15 protein-coding genes are annotated in these 15,156 nt (G+C 73.4%); 10 read left to right on the forward strand and 5 right to left on the reverse strand.

Features of this window, described 5'->3' with window-relative positions; all coding sequences use genetic code 11:
• Positions 1–89 precede the first annotated feature (89 nt).
• The 6 genes from ABT026_RS23060 to ABT026_RS23085 all read left to right on the forward strand — a co-directional run bounded on the left by ABT026_RS23060 (position 90) and on the right by ABT026_RS23085 (position 7,328).
• The gene (locus ABT026_RS23060; protein WP_351116921.1) at positions 90–2,498 is read left to right on the forward strand and encodes a SpoIIE family protein phosphatase; all 2,409 of its coding nucleotides are present in this window, start codon (positions 90–92) and stop codon (positions 2,496–2,498) included.
• Between the two features lie 91 nt (positions 2,499–2,589).
• On the forward strand, positions 2,590–3,159 hold the full coding sequence (locus tag ABT026_RS23065; RefSeq protein ID WP_351116923.1) for a DUF4232 domain-containing protein: 570 nt from the start codon (positions 2,590–2,592) through the stop codon (positions 3,157–3,159).
• Positions 3,160–3,292: 133 nt separating this feature from the next.
• Positions 3,293–4,219 (forward strand): hypothetical protein, encoded by a 927-nt coding sequence (locus ABT026_RS23070; RefSeq protein WP_351116925.1) that lies wholly within the window; start codon positions 3,293–3,295, stop codon positions 4,217–4,219.
• Between the two features lie 439 nt (positions 4,220–4,658).
• Positions 4,659–5,681 (forward strand): glutathione S-transferase family protein, encoded by a 1,023-nt coding sequence (locus ABT026_RS23075; protein ID WP_351116927.1) that lies wholly within the window; start codon positions 4,659–4,661, stop codon positions 5,679–5,681.
• A gap of 73 nt (positions 5,682–5,754) precedes the next feature.
• The gene (locus ABT026_RS23080; protein WP_351116929.1) at positions 5,755–6,066 is read left to right on the forward strand and encodes a DUF4235 domain-containing protein; all 312 of its coding nucleotides are present in this window, start codon (positions 5,755–5,757) and stop codon (positions 6,064–6,066) included.
• 227 nt (positions 6,067–6,293) lie between these two features.
• Positions 6,294–7,328, forward strand: a complete 1,035-nt coding sequence (locus tag ABT026_RS23085) for a 7-epi-alpha-eudesmol synthase (protein ID WP_351116931.1) — start codon at positions 6,294–6,296, stop codon at positions 7,326–7,328.
• Positions 7,329–7,465: 137 nt separating this feature from the next.
• On the opposite strand, the gene ABT026_RS23090 is transcribed toward ABT026_RS23085, so the two are convergent.
• From ABT026_RS23090 to ABT026_RS23110, 5 genes are read right to left on the reverse strand one after another with little or no spacing between them, the layout of a single operon-like run.
• A complete protein-coding gene (locus tag ABT026_RS23090) occupies positions 7,466–8,713 on the reverse strand; it encodes a cytochrome P450 (protein WP_351116932.1) in 1,248 nt (415 codons plus the stop codon).
• Positions 8,710–9,315 (reverse strand): GTP-binding protein, encoded by a 606-nt coding sequence (locus tag ABT026_RS23095; RefSeq protein WP_351116934.1) that lies wholly within the window; start codon positions 9,313–9,315, stop codon positions 8,710–8,712. The genes ABT026_RS23090 and ABT026_RS23095 overlap by 4 nt, the downstream gene beginning before the upstream one ends.
• Complete coding sequence (locus ABT026_RS23100) at positions 9,296–9,679, reverse strand: DUF742 domain-containing protein (protein WP_108955637.1); 384 nt, start codon at positions 9,677–9,679, stop codon at positions 9,296–9,298. Before ABT026_RS23100 ends, ABT026_RS23095 begins: the two co-directional genes overlap by 20 nt.
• Positions 9,676–10,089, reverse strand: coding sequence for a roadblock/LC7 domain-containing protein (locus ABT026_RS23105; protein ID WP_108955638.1), 414 nt, complete (start codon positions 10,087–10,089; stop codon positions 9,676–9,678). The genes ABT026_RS23100 and ABT026_RS23105 overlap by 4 nt, the downstream gene beginning before the upstream one ends.
• Positions 10,086–11,720, reverse strand: coding sequence for an ATP-binding protein (locus tag ABT026_RS23110; protein WP_351116937.1), 1,635 nt, complete (start codon positions 11,718–11,720; stop codon positions 10,086–10,088). Before ABT026_RS23110 ends, ABT026_RS23105 begins: the two co-directional genes overlap by 4 nt.
• 384 nt (positions 11,721–12,104) lie before the next feature.
• On the opposite strand from ABT026_RS23110, the gene ABT026_RS23115 reads away from it, so the two are divergent.
• The 4 genes from ABT026_RS23115 (at position 12,105) to ABT026_RS23130 (ending at position 15,008) form a co-directional block, all read left to right on the forward strand.
• Complete coding sequence (locus ABT026_RS23115) at positions 12,105–13,052, forward strand: NADP-dependent oxidoreductase (RefSeq protein ID WP_351116939.1); 948 nt, start codon at positions 12,105–12,107, stop codon at positions 13,050–13,052.
• A 196-nt stretch (positions 13,053–13,248) separates the two neighbouring features.
• Entirely contained in the window at positions 13,249–13,650 is a 402-nt protein-coding gene (locus ABT026_RS23120; RefSeq protein WP_351116941.1) for an anti-sigma factor antagonist, read from the forward strand.
• Positions 13,651–13,837: 187 nt separating this feature from the next.
• Positions 13,838–14,497 (forward strand): DUF4230 domain-containing protein, encoded by a 660-nt coding sequence (locus tag ABT026_RS23125; RefSeq protein ID WP_351116942.1) that lies wholly within the window; start codon positions 13,838–13,840, stop codon positions 14,495–14,497.
• Positions 14,487–15,008 carry a VanZ family protein gene (locus tag ABT026_RS23130; protein WP_351116944.1) on the forward strand — a complete coding sequence of 174 codons (522 nt, stop codon included), beginning with the start codon at positions 14,487–14,489 and terminating at the stop codon, positions 15,006–15,008. The genes ABT026_RS23125 and ABT026_RS23130 overlap by 11 nt, the downstream gene beginning before the upstream one ends.
• The last annotated feature ends 148 nt before the right edge of the window (positions 15,009–15,156 follow it).

The following is a 15,156-nucleotide window of genomic DNA, read 5'->3' on the forward strand; positions in this document are numbered from 1 at the left end:
GGGCGCGGCACGCGCCCCCGTCCGAGGTACTACGCTGGGACCGACGTGACGCGACGGTCACGGAAAGTGTCCGCGATGGAGTGCCGACCATGAGCCCGGTCAACCCGCTCGACGATGCCGCGACGGCCCGCGCCGTGGTCGGCGACGACGGTGTCGTGCTCGAGTGGAGCGAGGGCGCGGTGCGGCTCCTGGGCCACGCCCCCGACGAGATCGTGGGCCTCCGCGCCTCCACCCTGATCGCCGGTGACGGTGATCCCGGTGGCCTGCCGGCCGATCCCGCGCCCGTCGCGGACCGGATCACCGCCACGGTGCCCCTGCGTCACCGGGACGGGCGGACCGTGCGGGTCGGTCTGATCGCCCACCACAGACCTCCGCGGGACGACGCCCCGGGCAGCTGGCTCCTGGTGGCGCCGGTCGGTGAGACCGCGGCCCCGCTGCGCCCCGACGATCCGCTGGCGACGGTGGAGCTGGTGCAGTCCCCCTGCGCGATGGCCGTCTTCGACTCCGGTCTGCGGCTACGGGCGATGAACGGCGACATGGCGCGGGTGATGGGCGCCCCGGCCGAGCGGCTGCGCGGACTGCGGGTGTCCGACATCGGCGAGCGCCCGGAACTGGCGGAGGTCGAGCAGACCATGCGCCAGGTCCTGGAGACCGGCAAGCACTTCTCGGTGCGCACCTACCTGCCCCAGCTGGGCGGCGGCGGGACGATCCGCGCCTGGCTGACCAGCATGGCCCCGGTCCGCGACGGCACGGGCGCGGTCTGCGGCGTCTCGGTGGCCGCCCACGACTTCACCGAGCAGCTGCGCGCCCGCGAGCGCCTCCAGCTGGTGAACGAGGCGAGCACCCGGGTCGGGACCACGCTGGACGTCCGCCGGACCGCGCAGGAGTTCGCGGACGTGCTCGTGCCGGCGCTGGCCGACTTCGTCTCCGTGGACCTGCTGGACCCGGAGCACGGCGGCGACCCGCCGTCGGAACCGCCCCCGCCGTCGGTGCCGGTGAAGCTGCGCCGGGTCGCCGACCGCTCGGTGCTGGGCCGCTCCTCGGCGCTCCCCGACATCGGCGAGCTGGATTCCTATCCGGCGTCCAGCCTCCAGGCGGAGTCGCTCAGCCAGGCGCGGACCCTGGTCTTCACCGACACCCCGCAGGTGCTGGCGCGCCGCTTCTCCTACCGGGAGGGGCTCGGCCGCCGGGTGCTGGACATCGGCGTGCACTCGGCGATGGCCGTGCCGTTGCGGGCCCGCGGGATGATCCTGGGCGTGGCCCTGCTGGCCCGGCACCGGCAGCAGGAAGCGTTCTCCCGTGACGACGTGCTGCTGGCGGAGGAGGTCGCGGCGACGGCCGCGGTGTGCATCGACAACGCCCGGCGCTACTCGCGTGAGCGGGAGGTGGCGCTGGCGCTCCAGCGGAGCCTGCTGCCGCGCTCGCTGCCCGTCACCGCCGCTCTGGAGGCCGCCTCGCGCTACCTGCCGGCGGCCCGCGCCGGCGGGGTGGGCGGCGACTGGTTCGACATCATCCCGCTCTCCGGCATGCGGGTGGCGATGGTGGTCGGCGACGTGGTGGGCCACGGCGTCCAGGCCTCCGCCACGATGGGGCGGCTGCGGACCGCGGTGCGCACCCTGGCCGACATCGACCTCGCGCCCGAGGAACTGCTCACCCACCTCGACGATCTGGTGGTCCGGCTCTCCGAGGAGGCGGGCGGCGAGGGGAGTCCGGGCGAGGTGGGCGCGACCTGTCTGTACGCGGTGTACGACCCGGTGTCCCGGCGCTGCTCCATGGCTCGCGCGGGGCATCAGCCGCCGCTCATGGTCCGTCCGGGCGGTCTGCCGGAGCCGGTCGAGATGCCGGCCGGTCCGCCGCTGGGCGTGGGCGGACTGCCGTTCGAGGTGGCCGACCTGGAACTCCCCGAGGGGACGGTCCTCGCCTTCTACACCGACGGCCTGGTGGAGAACCGCGGTCTGGACATGGACGCGGGCCGCATCCAGTTGCAGGAGGCGCTGGCGGAGCCGGCCGAGTCGCTCGAGGCGAGCTGCGAGCACATCCTGGCGACGCTGCTGCCCAAGAGCGACGTGGCCGACGACGTGGCGCTGCTGCTGGCCCGCACCCGGGGGCTGCCCTCCTCGAAGGTGGCGACCTGGGACATCCCCGCCGACCCGGCGCTGGTGGCGGCGATCCGCAAGCAGTCGGTGAAGCAGCTGGAGCACTGGGGTCTGGAGGAGGCCTCCTTCACCGCCGAGCTGGTGGTCAGCGAGCTGGTCACCAACGCCATCCGTTACGGCTCCCGGCCCATCCGGCTGCGGCTGATCCACGGCGCGGGGACCTTGATCTGCGAGGTGTCGGACAGCAGCCACACCGCCCCGCACCTGCGCCGGGCGCGGACCTTCGACGAGGGCGGCCGCGGCCTGCTGCTGGTGGCCCAGCTGACCCAGCGGTGGGGCACCCGCCACACGCAGGAAGGCAAGACGATCTGGGCGGAACTGGCGCTGCTCGACGAGGCGTGAGGCGTGCGGAGGGGGTCTTTCCGAATCCGGTGGGCCGGAGGACCATGGCGGGCAGGTTCCGGCACGCCGATCTTCCGGGGAGTGGACGACCATGGGCCTCTCGCACGCGACGCGACACCGCCGCATCCTGGGGACGGCGGCAGCGTCACTGCCCCTTTCCCTCCTGCTGACGGGCTGCTGGGCGGGAGACGACGGGTCCGCCTCGGGGGCGGACGGGAAGCCGGCCGCCGCGGGTACCGCCGTGGAGCGGTGCCACACCTCCGGGCTGTCGGCCTCCGTGGGCCGGGGTGACGCGGGCGCGGGGCAGCGGAGCTTCTCGCTGGCACTCACCAACCAGTCGGGCCGCACCTGCACCGTGCGCGGGTTCCCCGGCGCGGCCTTCGCGGACGCCGACGGCAGGCAGCTGGGGCCGGATCCCGTACGGGTGGGGAAGGCGCCGGCCGGCAGGATCACCCTCGTCGCCGGCGAGAGCGTGTGGGCGGCGCTGTCGTTCCCGGATCCGAGGCTGACCGGGTCGAAGGCCGAGAAGCCCGAGACCTTGCTGATCACGCCGCCGGACGAGCGGCGGCCGCTGAGCGTGCGGTGGGAGAACGGCGAGGTTCCGGTCTCCGACGGGGCGGAGCTCTCCGTGACGGCGTTCGCCGCGGAGTCCGGCGGCTGACCCTCCCGGGGTGCGGACCGTTGGTGCCGCCGCGTGAGAGGGCGGCGTGTCGGCGGCGGCGCGCGGGCCCCGGCGTGCGCCGGGGGTCATGCTCGTCGGCGGACCCGACGCTCCCGACCCCCCGGAGGAACCGGTGCCGGCATCCCCGACCCCGCCGTCGCGTATCCCGCTCACCCGGCGGGCACGTGTCGCCCTGACCGCGGGAGCCGCGGCCCTCACCCTGGCCGCGGTGGCCCAGCCCTCCGCGCCCTCGCCCGACGACGGCCGAGGGCGCCCGTCCGCGGCGGCTCCGTCCCCGGGCCCCGGCGCGGAGGCCGCCGCCGAGACCCTCTGCGCGCCAGCGGGCGTGCTGAGGAAGGGCGGCGGGAAGAAGGCCTCGGTCTCCCTGTGCACGTCCACCGGCGGCCCTTCCCTCGCCCTCTCGGCGCCCGCCTCCTGTGCGACGGCGCACGGCGCGGTCCGTGCCTGCCGCACCACCGGCAGCTGGACGGCCCGCAAGGACGGCAAGGTGGTGGCCCGCGGCGCCCTGCCCGGCTCCGCCGACTACCCCGGGCCGGGGACGTACGAGATCACCGCCCAGGTCCGCGTCCGCTCGACACCCGCCGGTGTGGACGTGCGGGGCGAGGTGACCGCCCCCCTCACCCTCACCCAGCCGCTGCGCGAGCCCACGCACCGCATCGAGGTGGACCGGCAGGAGCTGCGGCCCGGGCGGGCGACGACGCTGACGTACACCGTGTACCGGGACAGCGAGGAGGGTGACGGCAGCGGCCGGTTCGGGGTGATCGGAGAGGAGGGATCCGGCATCCGCCTCACCACCGACGACGCCCGCTGCGTGAACCCGCTGGTCGGGCGCCACCCGTCGAAGAAGCGGCTCACCCACGCGCTCGACTGCGCGCTGACCGACCTGCAGCCCGGCCGCCCCGCCACGGTGGTCGTCCGGGCCACGACGGCCGACGCGTGCTCCACCGTGGTGTCCAAGCTGGGCTACTGGATGCCCCGGGGCCAGACCTTCCGCACCGGCGGGATGGTAGCGGGCCCCGCGGTCGGCTGCCGGGAGTGACGGCGACGGCTCGCGACGACCGCGGATCCGGATCCCGCGGCGGCCGCGGGGCCGACTTCCGCGACGACCGCGTGGCCGGAGTCCGCGACGGCCACGGGGCCGGCTCCCGTCCGGCCGGCTCCCGTCCGGCCGGGGATCGACCGGACGGGTGACGTGCGCGGGCGGCGGAAAATCCGCCGGAGCGCTGTGCATGAAGCCCGTGCGGTGGGGCAGACGCTTGTCGGGTCCCGCCGCGCTCCCCCGTCGTGGCGGGGCCCACCAGTGTGTCTTCACCTCCTTTCCGACGCGGCGTCGAGCCGGCCCCCGGGCCCGCCCGCGCGCTTCTTCCGCGAATGCCCTCCTCGCCCCTCTTCGTCGGTGCCGATCGCCGAAAAGGGGGAACGCAGTTCAGGGGAGCGGACGAGAGGTCCGCGGACGGCACCGGGAAGGCGGAACGGCGATGAGCGGCGAGGGAAACGCCGGGTACGGCCGTAAGAAGTTCAAGCGGTCGCGGAGTCACTTCGCCGACCGGGTCACGGCGGACGGCAGGCACGGCTGGCCGGTGGAGCCGGGCCGCTACCGGCTGGTGATCAGCCGGGCCTGCCCGTGGGCGAGCCGGGCGGCCGTCTCCCGGCGCCTGCTGGGCCTGGAGGACGTGATCTCGATGGCCGTCGCCGACCCCGTCCAGGACGACCGGAGCTGGCGCTTCACCCTCGATCCGGACGGCCGCGACCCGGTGCTGGGCATCGCGTACCTGCACGAGGCGTACGACCGGCGCGAGAGCGACTACCCCGGCGGCGTCAGCGTCCCGGCGCTCGTCGACGTCCCCAGCGGGAAGCTGGTCACCAACGACTTCCACCGGATGACTCTCGACTTCGCCACCGAGTGGACCGCCCACCACCGCGAGGGCGCGCCGGACCTGTACCCGAGGGCCCTGCGGGCGGAGATCGACGAGGTGATGGAGGACGTCTACCAGGACGTCAACAACGGGGTGTACCGGGCGGGTTTCGCGACCACCCAGGACGAGTACGAGGAAGCGTGCCGTGCGGTCTTCGCCCGGCTCGAGCGGCTCGCCGAACGACTGGAGGGACAGCGGTACCTGGTGGGCGACACCATCACCGAGGCGGACATCCGGCTGTTCACCACCCTGGTCCGTTTCGACCCCGTCTATCACGGCCACTTCAAGTGCAACCGCTGGAAGCTGGCGGAGAACCCGGTGCTCTGGGCCTACGCCCGGGACCTGTACCAGACCTCCGGGTTCGGCGACACGGTCGACTTCGACCACATCAAGCGTCATTACTACACGGTGCACACCGGCATCAATCCCACCGCGGTGGTGCCGGTGGGACCGGACCTGGCCGGCTGGCTCACCCCGCACGGGCGGGAGCGGCTCGGCGGCCGGCCGTTCGGTGACGGCACTCCGCCGGGACCGGTGCCGCCGGGCGAGGAGGTACCGGCTTCGGGACGGCCGACGCCGGCCTGACCGTCCGCGGGCCGCCTGCCCGCGGACGGCGATCACGACCTTTCCCCCGACCGAGGAACGAAGGAGAGATCCCTTGGCCACCTACACGCAGAAGAAGCAGAAGCTGCCCGCCGCCTACAAGCCGCTCGGCTTCGCGGTCAGCTGGGGCGGCGGCCGACTGGCCACCGCCGCCTTCCAGAAGACCTGGAAGGCGATCAAGAAGGAGGACAACGCGCCGGACGCCCTCGACCGCGACCGTCAGTGGGGCGAGATCCTGCTGGCGGCCGCGATCCAGGGAGCCATCTTCGCCCTGGTCCGGGCGGTCATCGACCGGACCAGCGCCCAGGCCGTGGAGCGCAGGACCGGCGTGTGGCCGGACGGCTCGAAGGGCAACGGCAGGGACTGATCCCGGCCACCGTGCCACGACCGGGGCCTCCGTGACGACGGGGGCCCCGGTTCTTCGTGTGACGGGTGAGGAAAGTGCACCCGGCACATGACCTCGAAAAGTAATACAGGTCACATGTTTGGGGAGTATGCCTGCACGGCCAGGAGGGCAGCTTCGGAACGGCTCCGTGCCTCAACTTGGCGCATTTATAGCGCAATTGAGCCCTAATCCGTCCCGAAAGGACCCCCATGCCTCAGGACGTCACGTTCGACCTGCCTTTCTCCACCCCCGTCAGCCCGCATCTGGAGTACGCGCGCGAACGGCATCTGCGCTGGGTCCGTGACCGGGGACTGGTCCGCAGCGACGCGGGCTTCGAGGAGTACTGCTCGTGGGACCTCGCGCAGGCGGCCGCGCGCACCTACCCCTACGCCTCCGCCGAGGACATGACCGTCCTGATGAACTGGTTCTCCCTGGCGTTCCTCTTCGACGACCAGTTCGACGCCAACCAGCCCGACCGGGCCGGCCGGATCACCGAGGTGGCCCGTGAACTGATCGTCACCCCGCTGCGCCCGGCGGGCACTCCCCCGCGGGTGGTCTGCCCGATCACCATGGCCTGGGCCGAGGTCTGGGAGCACCTGGCGCGCGGCATGTCCCTCACCTGGCGCACCCGGTTCGCCGCCTCCTGGGGCCGGTTCCTGACCGCCCACTGCGAGGAGGTCGACCTCGCCGCCGCCGGGCGGGAGGGCACGCTGACCGTCAAGGAGTACGCGGAGTTCCGCCGCCGCACGGTGGGCATCCACCACAGCATCGACGCCGGTGAGCGCAGCCGCGGCTTCGAGGTGCCGGCCCAGGTGCAGGCGCACCCGGTCATGGAGCGGATGCGGGACCTGGCCTCGGACGTCATCGGCTTCATGAACGACATCCACTCCTTCGAGAGGGAGAGGCGCCGGGGCGACGGGCACAACCTGATCGCCGTGCTCCGCCGCGAGATGGGCTGCTCCTGGGAGGAGGCCGCGGCCGAGGCGTACCGGATGACCGCCGGATGCCTGATGGAGTACCTGGAGCTCGAGGCGCGGGTGCCCCCGATGTGCGACGAGCTGGGGCTGTCCGAGGACGAGCGCGCCCGCACCCGCATGGGCGTGGAGGCGATCCAGCACTGGATCAACGGCAACTACGAGTGGGCCCTGGTGACCGGACGCTACGCGGCCGACAAGGACACCGTCGCGGCCGCCGCCGAGCGGGCCGGGAGAGGTTCCGTGGACGACCTGCTCCAGGTGAGCTGACACCCGGCGCGCGCACGGGACGCGCACGGGACGCGCACGGCCCGGCGGCCGCATCCCCCGCGTGAGGGGTGCGACCGCCGGGCCGTGCGCGTGCCGGCGGGACCCGGGTGGGCCCCGCCGGGCGTCTCACCTGCGTCTCACCTGACCGGGAACTCCACCGGAAGGCTGTCCAGCTGGGCGACCCAGGTGGAGGCGGTGGAGGTCAGCGAGTCCGCCGGGGCGGCCAGCCGCAGACCGGGCAACCGGTGCAGCAGGACGTCGACGGCGATCTCGATGATGGCGTGCCCGATGCCCTGCCCGGGACACTCGTGCGGGCCGGAACTGAACGCCAGGTGCGAGTGGTTGCCCTGGACCGAGACTCCGGCGGCCTGGCGGATCTCCGGATCGAGGTTCCCGGCCGCCAGCCCCAGCAGGAGCATGTCGCCCTCCTTGACCGCCGCGTCGCCGAGCTGGAGGTCCGCCGTGGCGAACCGTCCCGGCAGCACGGCCAGCGGAGGCGTGTTCCACATGACCTCCTCGACCACGGAGGACAGCGCGAGCTCCCCGCCGACCAGGGACGCGAGACGGGCGTCGTCGGTCAGTATCGCCTGCAACACCCGGGCCAGCAGGTTGCTGGTGGTGGTGTGGGCGGTGATCAGCACCAGCCGGAGGTGGTGGAGGATCTCCTCCTCGTCGAGCCGGGCCGGGTGCGAGAGCAGCCCGCTGGTGAAGTCGGCCCCCGGCTCACGGCGCTTGCGTTCGGCGAGCTCGCCGAGGATGGCCATGATCCGGGTGTTGTGGACGAGGGCGTCCGCGCCGCCCTTGATGACGTGGTTGCTGGACTCGGCGAGGCTGCGTCCCTCGCTGGCCGCGAGTCCGAACAGCCGGGTGAGCACCAGCATCGGCAGGTACTCCGCGAAGTCGGTCACCAGATCGGCGCGGCCCGCGTCGGCGAAGGCGTCGATCTGCTTGTCCGCGAAGTGCGCCACGTGCCGCCGGATGCCGCGGCCCGCGACCGCCTGGAGGCTGTCGGTCACGGCGCCGCGCAGCCGGCGGTGCGGCTCGCCGTCCTGGGAGACGCAGTCGGGGCGCCAGCCGACCATCTGCATCACCGGCAGGTCGTCGGCGACGCGGCCCTCCTTCCAGTCCCGCCAGATGCGGGCGTCCCGGCTGAACTGGAGCGGGTTGTCGAGCACCCGCCGGTTCTCCCGGTAGCCCAGCACCAGCCAGGCGGCGACGTCGCCCTCGATCAGGACCGGCGCCACCGCGCCGTGCTCGCGGCGCAGCCGCGCGTAGACGCCCTCCATGTCGTGCGTCGTCTCGGGCCCGTACAGCCGGGTGGCTGCCCCGTGGTCCACGGGGCAGCCTGGCTCGGCGGTGAGGCCTGCAGAGGTCCGGTCGGTCATCGGGGCTCCAGGGCGAGAGCGCGTTCCTGCAGATGGCGTATGAGGGCGACGAGCACGTCCCGGCTGGCGGACCGGTCCCGGGCGTCGAACGCCACGACCGGGATGTCGTCCGGGATGTCGAGGGCGTCACGGATCTCCTCGACCGGGTGGTCGCGGCTGTCGGGGAAGATGTTGAGCGCTATCACGAACGGGACGTCCTGGCGCTCCATCTCCTCTATCGCCCGGAAGCTGGACGCCAGCCGGCGGGTGTCGACCAGGACCACCGCGCCCAGCGCCCCCTTGAAAAGGCCGTTCCACAGGAACCAGAAGCGCTCCTGTCCGGGGGTGCCGAACAGGTAGAGCACCAGTTCGTCGTTGATCCCGATCTTGCCGAAGTCCAGGCTCACGGTCGTCTGCTGCTTGTCCGTCACGCCGACCAGGTGGTCCACGCCGACGCTGGCCTGGGTGAGCGTCTCCTCCGTGGTGAGCGGGCGGATGTCGCTGACCGACCGGACCATCGTGGTCTTCCCGGTGCCGAAGCCTCCGGCGATCATGACCTTCACCGAGCGGGTGCCGTCGGCCGCCGTGCTCCGGCCGGTGGGGTCAAAGCCTTTGAAGTCCACTGAGTACCTCCTCAAGGAGCGCGAGGTCGGGCCCGAGTCCGGCGGAGTTCGCCGGGACGGGGTCACGGGTTTCCACGCGTCCTGCATCGAGCAGATCGGCCAGGAGTACCGCGATGATGTTGAAGGGCAGCCCCAGATGGGCGCCGAGCTCCGCCACCGACAGCGGCTCGCGGCAGCGGCGGAGGATCTCCTCGTGCTCGTGCTGCAGGCCGGGATGCGGCGACGGCTGAGGTCCCGTGCGGGAGACCACCAGGGTCGCCACGTCCAGGGTCGCCGCCGGACCGGCCGGCTTGCTGCGGCCTCCGGTGAGGACGTAGTAGCGCTCGAGCCCGGCCGGATCGGTGGGGCGACGGGGAGCACTCATCCAGAGTGCTCCTCCAGCCGCGGAGTGGTGCCGAGGAGCTCCCCCATCCTCCGGGCCAGGTCGCGCATCTGGTGGCCGAGCAGACCCTGGTCGAGGCCTTCCTTGGCGAGGACGCCGAGGTAGGTCTCCTGGCCGGCCCGGACCACGAACAGGTGGCCGCCGTCGACCTCGATCATGGCCAGCCGGAGCTGCCCGGCCGCCGCCGGGAACTGCTCGGCGACCGGCTGGGCGAGCGCCTGCAGTCCGGCGACCACGGCGGCGAAGCGGTCGACGTCGTCCGGGTCCTCGGCGCCGTAGGAGGTGATGGCCTTGCCGTCGCTGGAGGCGACCAGGGTGAAACGGATCTCCGGGATGCTCTCCGCGAGGTCGCGGAGCGCCCAGCTGACATCGGTTCCCTGCTGCGTCGTCATGCGGACCAGTCGCTTTCTTCCGTACGGGGCTCGGTGGACTCGAGGTCGTCGGCTGCCGCCCGGGGGGCCGGTGCGCCGGTGTCGCGACCGGCGGTGGCGAAGGCGGCGAGGCCGGCGAACGAGGCGTCGGGCGGGACGTCGGGCACCCCGGCGGACCGCCGCGCGGGAGCCTCGGCCGCCTCGGCACGCGCGGGCTCCCGCTGTGCGGCGGGCGCGCTCCGCCGGATGCTGCGGCGGCGGGGCAGCCCTCCGGGGGTGGAGTCCCCGGTGGTCTCCACGTCGTCCGTGTCGTGCCCGGGCGCGGACTGCGCCGGCACCGCCGGCAGACCCGGGGACCGCTCGGGGGCGGTGGCGACCGGGGCGGCGGCGAGCGGACTGAAGTACTTGTGCGGCACGACGACGACGACCGAGGTGCCCAGCCAGGGCGAGTCGGCGAAGGTGACCCGGATGCCGTAGCGGCGGGCCAGCGCGCCCACCACCCGCAGGCCGAGGTGGGCGTCCTCGGAGAGCCCGCCGAGCCCGGAGCCGGCCGCGACGCCCGCCAGGGACCGCTCGGCCTCGCGCTTCTTCTCCTCGCTCAGGCCCTTGCCGGCGTCCTGGATCTCGATGCCGACGCCGTTGGGCACCTCCTTGCCGGAGACGATGACCGGCTCGCTGGGCGGCGAGTAGCGGGCGGCGTTGTCGAGGAGGTGCGCGAAGATCAGCGTCAGGTGGTCCACCAGACCGCCGTCGACGCCGAGTTCGGGCAGCTGACGGACCTCGACGCGGTGGAAGTCCTTGATCCGGCCGATGCCGCCGCGGACCACGCCGAGCAGGCGCTGGGGCTCCTGCCACTGGCGGCCGGGGCGGGCCGAGCCGCCCAGCACGCCGATGGAGGCGGCCAGACAGTCCGCGGGGCCGATCTGCTGGTCGAGCTCCATCAGGCCCTGCGCGACCACCGGGTGGCGGCCGTGCTCGCCCTGCATCTCGTGCAGGCGCACGCGGAGCTTGCTGGTGAGGACGTGGATGCGGTTGCCGAGGCTGATGACGGCCTGCTCGGCGGAGGTGGAGCGGTTGAGCTCCTCCTCCACGCCGATCAGGGCGGTGCGCAGCACCTTGCGCAGCTCGGCGCGGACCTCGGGCGTGACGTCCTGCTCATCGGTGATCAGCGGCAGGAGGTCCTCGACCGCCTCGCCGTCACGCAGGCGCCTGAGCGCCTCGGGCAGGTGCTGTCCGGCGAAGCGGGCCACGACGGCCAGGTCGCGCTCGCGGGTGGCGATCCACGCCTGGTCGCGCTCGGCGAGACGCCGGTCGAGCGTCTCGCGTTCCGCGGCGACACGGGCGTCCGCCTGGGCGCGCGTGGTGGCCAGTTCGCTCTCCAGACCCGCGACGCGCTGCCGCCAGCGGCGCTCCGTCTCCTGGGCCTCGGCGTGGAACTCCTCGCGGGAGCGCCGCAGCCGGTCCTGCGACTTGAGCAGGAGCCGGACGCACACGGCGCCGGCGGCGGTGGCCGCGGCTCCCACGGGGGTGGTCAGGGCGGGTTCCGGGCCGAGGAAGGCGGAGGCGACCGTACCGGAGCCCAGCGCCAGCGGCATGAGCCACCAGCTGTACCGGGCGGCCGAGGGCCTCTCCGGTGGTGTGGCGAAATCCATCTGCATCCTTCGGGGCGACACGTCGGAGCGACAGGCGGACGGGTGGGGAGTCGGGAGGGGGACTGGCGGACGGGTGGACGGGCAACGCGACGAGGCGCGTGACGCGCCCCGGGGACACGCCGGCGGACCGGACCGCCGGCCACCCCTCCGGCACCGCGGGCAAATGGGCACGCAGGTGCGGACGGTGAGGCGAACGCGGTGCGTAGGGGTTCCAACTCGCAGCGCTCCGGGGGAGCTTAGCCGGAATTCCGACCGCCGGATCAACCTCCGGCGATTCGGCCGGGAATATTCCATCGGGATGATCCACGGGCGCTACCCTCCGCCGGCGCCCGCTCCCCCCGGCCCGCCGTGCGCCCCCGGCGTGCGGGTGGCAGGCTGGTCGGCATGAGCGGCTCGAAGACCATGCGCGCGATCCGGCAGGACACCCTCGGTGGCCCTGACGTGCTGCGGGAGGTGGAGATGCCCCGCCCCTCGCCCCGTCCGGGCGAGGTGCTGGTGCGGGTCCGCGCGGCCGGACTCAACCCGACGGACTGGAAGCACCGGGCCTCCGGCGCGTTCCTCGGCGACCCTCCGTTCGTGCTCGGCTGGGACGTCTGCGGCACGGTGGTGGAGACCGGATACGGTGTCACTATCCACCGATCGGGTGACGAGGTGTTCGGGATGTTGCCGTACCCCTTCGGGCACGGCTCGCACGCCGAGTACGTCGTGGGCCCGGCCCGCGCCTTCGTGGCCCGGCCCGAGGGCGTGGACGTGCTGCAGGGGGGCGCGCTGCCGCTGGTCTCGCTGACCGCCTGGCAGGCGCTGGTGGACACGGCGATGCTGGGGCCGGGGCAGCGGCTCCTGGTGCACGCCGCGGCCGGCGGCGTGGGTCACGTGGCGGTGCAGATCGCCAAGTCCCGCGGCGCCCATGTGGTGGGCACGGCGAGCGCGGAGAAGCACGGGTTCCTGCGGGCGCTGGGCGCGGACGAGCAGATCGACTACCGGGAGACCGACTTCGCCGAGGCCGTCTCCGGGATGGACGTCGTGCTGGAGACCATGGGCGGGGAGCACGCCCTGCGCTCGCTGCGGGTGCTGCGCCCGGGCGGCACACTGGTCTCGTTGCTGCGCCTGACGCCGGAGGTCGAGGCCGAGGCGGAGCGGCTCGGCGTGCGGACGGCCGTCATGCTGGTCGAGGCCGACCAGGCCGGGATGCGGGCGGTGGCGGACCTGGCGGCCACCGGGAGGCTGCGGGCGGCGATCGCGGAGACCTTCCCGCTCGCCGACGCCGCCCGGGCGCACGCGGTGGGCGAGAAGGGGCGCACCACGGGCAAACTGGTCCTGACGGTCGGCTGACCACCCGGGCGCGGTGCGGACGGGGAGGACCGGGAGGACCGGCGGCACCGGAGCCGCCCGAGTGCGACGGCTCTCACACAAGCCTCACAGCCAAAGACCAGACATATGTCAATTGAACATGCTGGAATTCACCTCATCGGGGTAACTACCCTTCCAGGTAAGGGACTTGGGCGGACCCGAGGCAGGCTGCGGCCGGATGGAGGCGAACGTCGTGCGGCAGGAACCCGCGCCCCTGACCCGGCATCTGCGTGTCCGTGAACACCAGGGCCGGATCGTCCTGGAGTTACGCGGCGAGATCGACATCCTCTCCGCGCAGGAGATCCACCCCCACATGGACGCCGTGACGGGCCGCCCCGAACCCGACGTCGTCGTCGATCTGACGCCCGTGGAGTTCTTCGACTGCGCCGGCCTCAGACTGCTGTACCGGGCCCGTCGGCGGATCCTCGACCGTGGCGGCGAACTGCGGCTGGTGTGCTCCGACCGGCTGGTGCTGAGGATACTGCGCATCACCGGGCTGGCCGAACTGCTGCCCCCGGCGCCCACCCTCGACGCGGCGCTGGACGCCCCGGGCCCCAGGGCGGCGACCGGAGCGACCTGACGGCCGGCGTCGGCCGTCGCACTCCTCCCCGCATCGCCGCCGTTCCCCCGCGCGACGTCCCACCCCCTCCGTCGGCCCCCTGCGGCCACCCCTGTCACGGCCGTCCGCGGCCCGCGTCCGTGCGCCCCAACTGTCGGGTCTGAGCCGACGGATGGAGGGAAGAGGTCAGCTGAAAGGGGGAGCCGAGATGACGACGAAGCCCACAGGCGCCGGGCGCCGATCGCGGACGGGGGCATGGGCCGCCGCCCTGCTGCTGGTCCTGCTGGCGCTGGCCGCGGGGATCAAACTCAGCGGGATACCCGGTCCCGGTGACTGGTTCGGCACCGACACGCACGACCGGTCCGGTCCCGCACTGCTGGAATCGGTGCAGGACATCAGCCGCTACGACGCGGCCACCGGCAACTTCCAGGTCGTGGTGGACTTGGAGAAGGACACGAAGTTCCTGCCGGACGCCGTCCGCGGCAGCCGCACGCTGTACGTGGGCGCGGGCACCGTCGACGCCTACGTCGACCTCGGCCGGGTGGGCGACAAGGACGTCACGGTGAACGAGGACCGTACCGTCGCGACGCTCCGCCTGCCGCACGCCCAGCTCGGCAAACCCGCCCTCGACCCCGACCGGTCGTACGCCGTCTCCAAGCAGCGCGGTGTGCTGGACCGTCTCGGCGACCTCTTCTCCGACAACCCGAACAGCGAGCAGGCCGTGCAGAAGCTCGCCGTCCGGCACATCGGGGAGGCCGCGGACGAGAGCGGTCTGACGAAACGGGCCGAGGAGAACACGACCGGAATGCTGGAGGGCCTGCTGCACTCCCTGGGCTTCGAGAAGGTGACCGTCACCTATGGCGACTGAACGCGCTACCCGTACCGCCGACATCGCGGCGCCGACCGGACCGCGGCCGCTGCCGTGGCCGCTGAGGGCGCTGGCCATGCTGGCCGGTTTCGCCCTCCTGGTGGGCTTCGCGGTGCTGCTGGCCCGCCTCACGCTGGAGCCCTCCCCGGCCTCGGCGGACCTGACGCACAGCAACCTGCGTCCCGGTGACTCGCTGCGGCGGTACTTCGAGACCTACGAGCCCCTTCAGGCGCTCAAGCAGGTCGGCGGGAACGTCCTGCTGGGCGTGCCGTTCGGCGTGCTGGTGCCGATCGTGGCCCCGGCCGCCCGCGGCATGCTGAGGGTCCTCGCGCTGACCGCGGTGGTGATGCTCTGCGTGGAGCTGGTGCAGGGATCCCTGATCACCGGCCGGGCCTTCGACATCGATGACGTGATCATGAACACGGCCGGGGCGCTCCTCGGTCACCTGCTGCTCGGCCGCAAGCTGGGCCGGGCGGTGCACGCCCGCCGGACCCGGCGGCCCGCCGCCTGACCCGCTTCCCCTCCGCTCCCCTGAAACGGCCGGCCCCCGCGGGTGGCGGCCGGGTGATGTTGGGGGCCCGGGGGGGGGGGCGGGCGGGTTGGCGGGGCGCCGGGGGGGGAGGTGGGGGGAGCGGGGGGGTGGGGGAGAGGGTTGGGAG

The organism is Streptomyces sp. NPDC002734, from assembly GCF_040295685.1.
Lineage (GTDB): Bacteria > Actinomycetota > Actinomycetes > Streptomycetales > Streptomycetaceae > Streptomyces.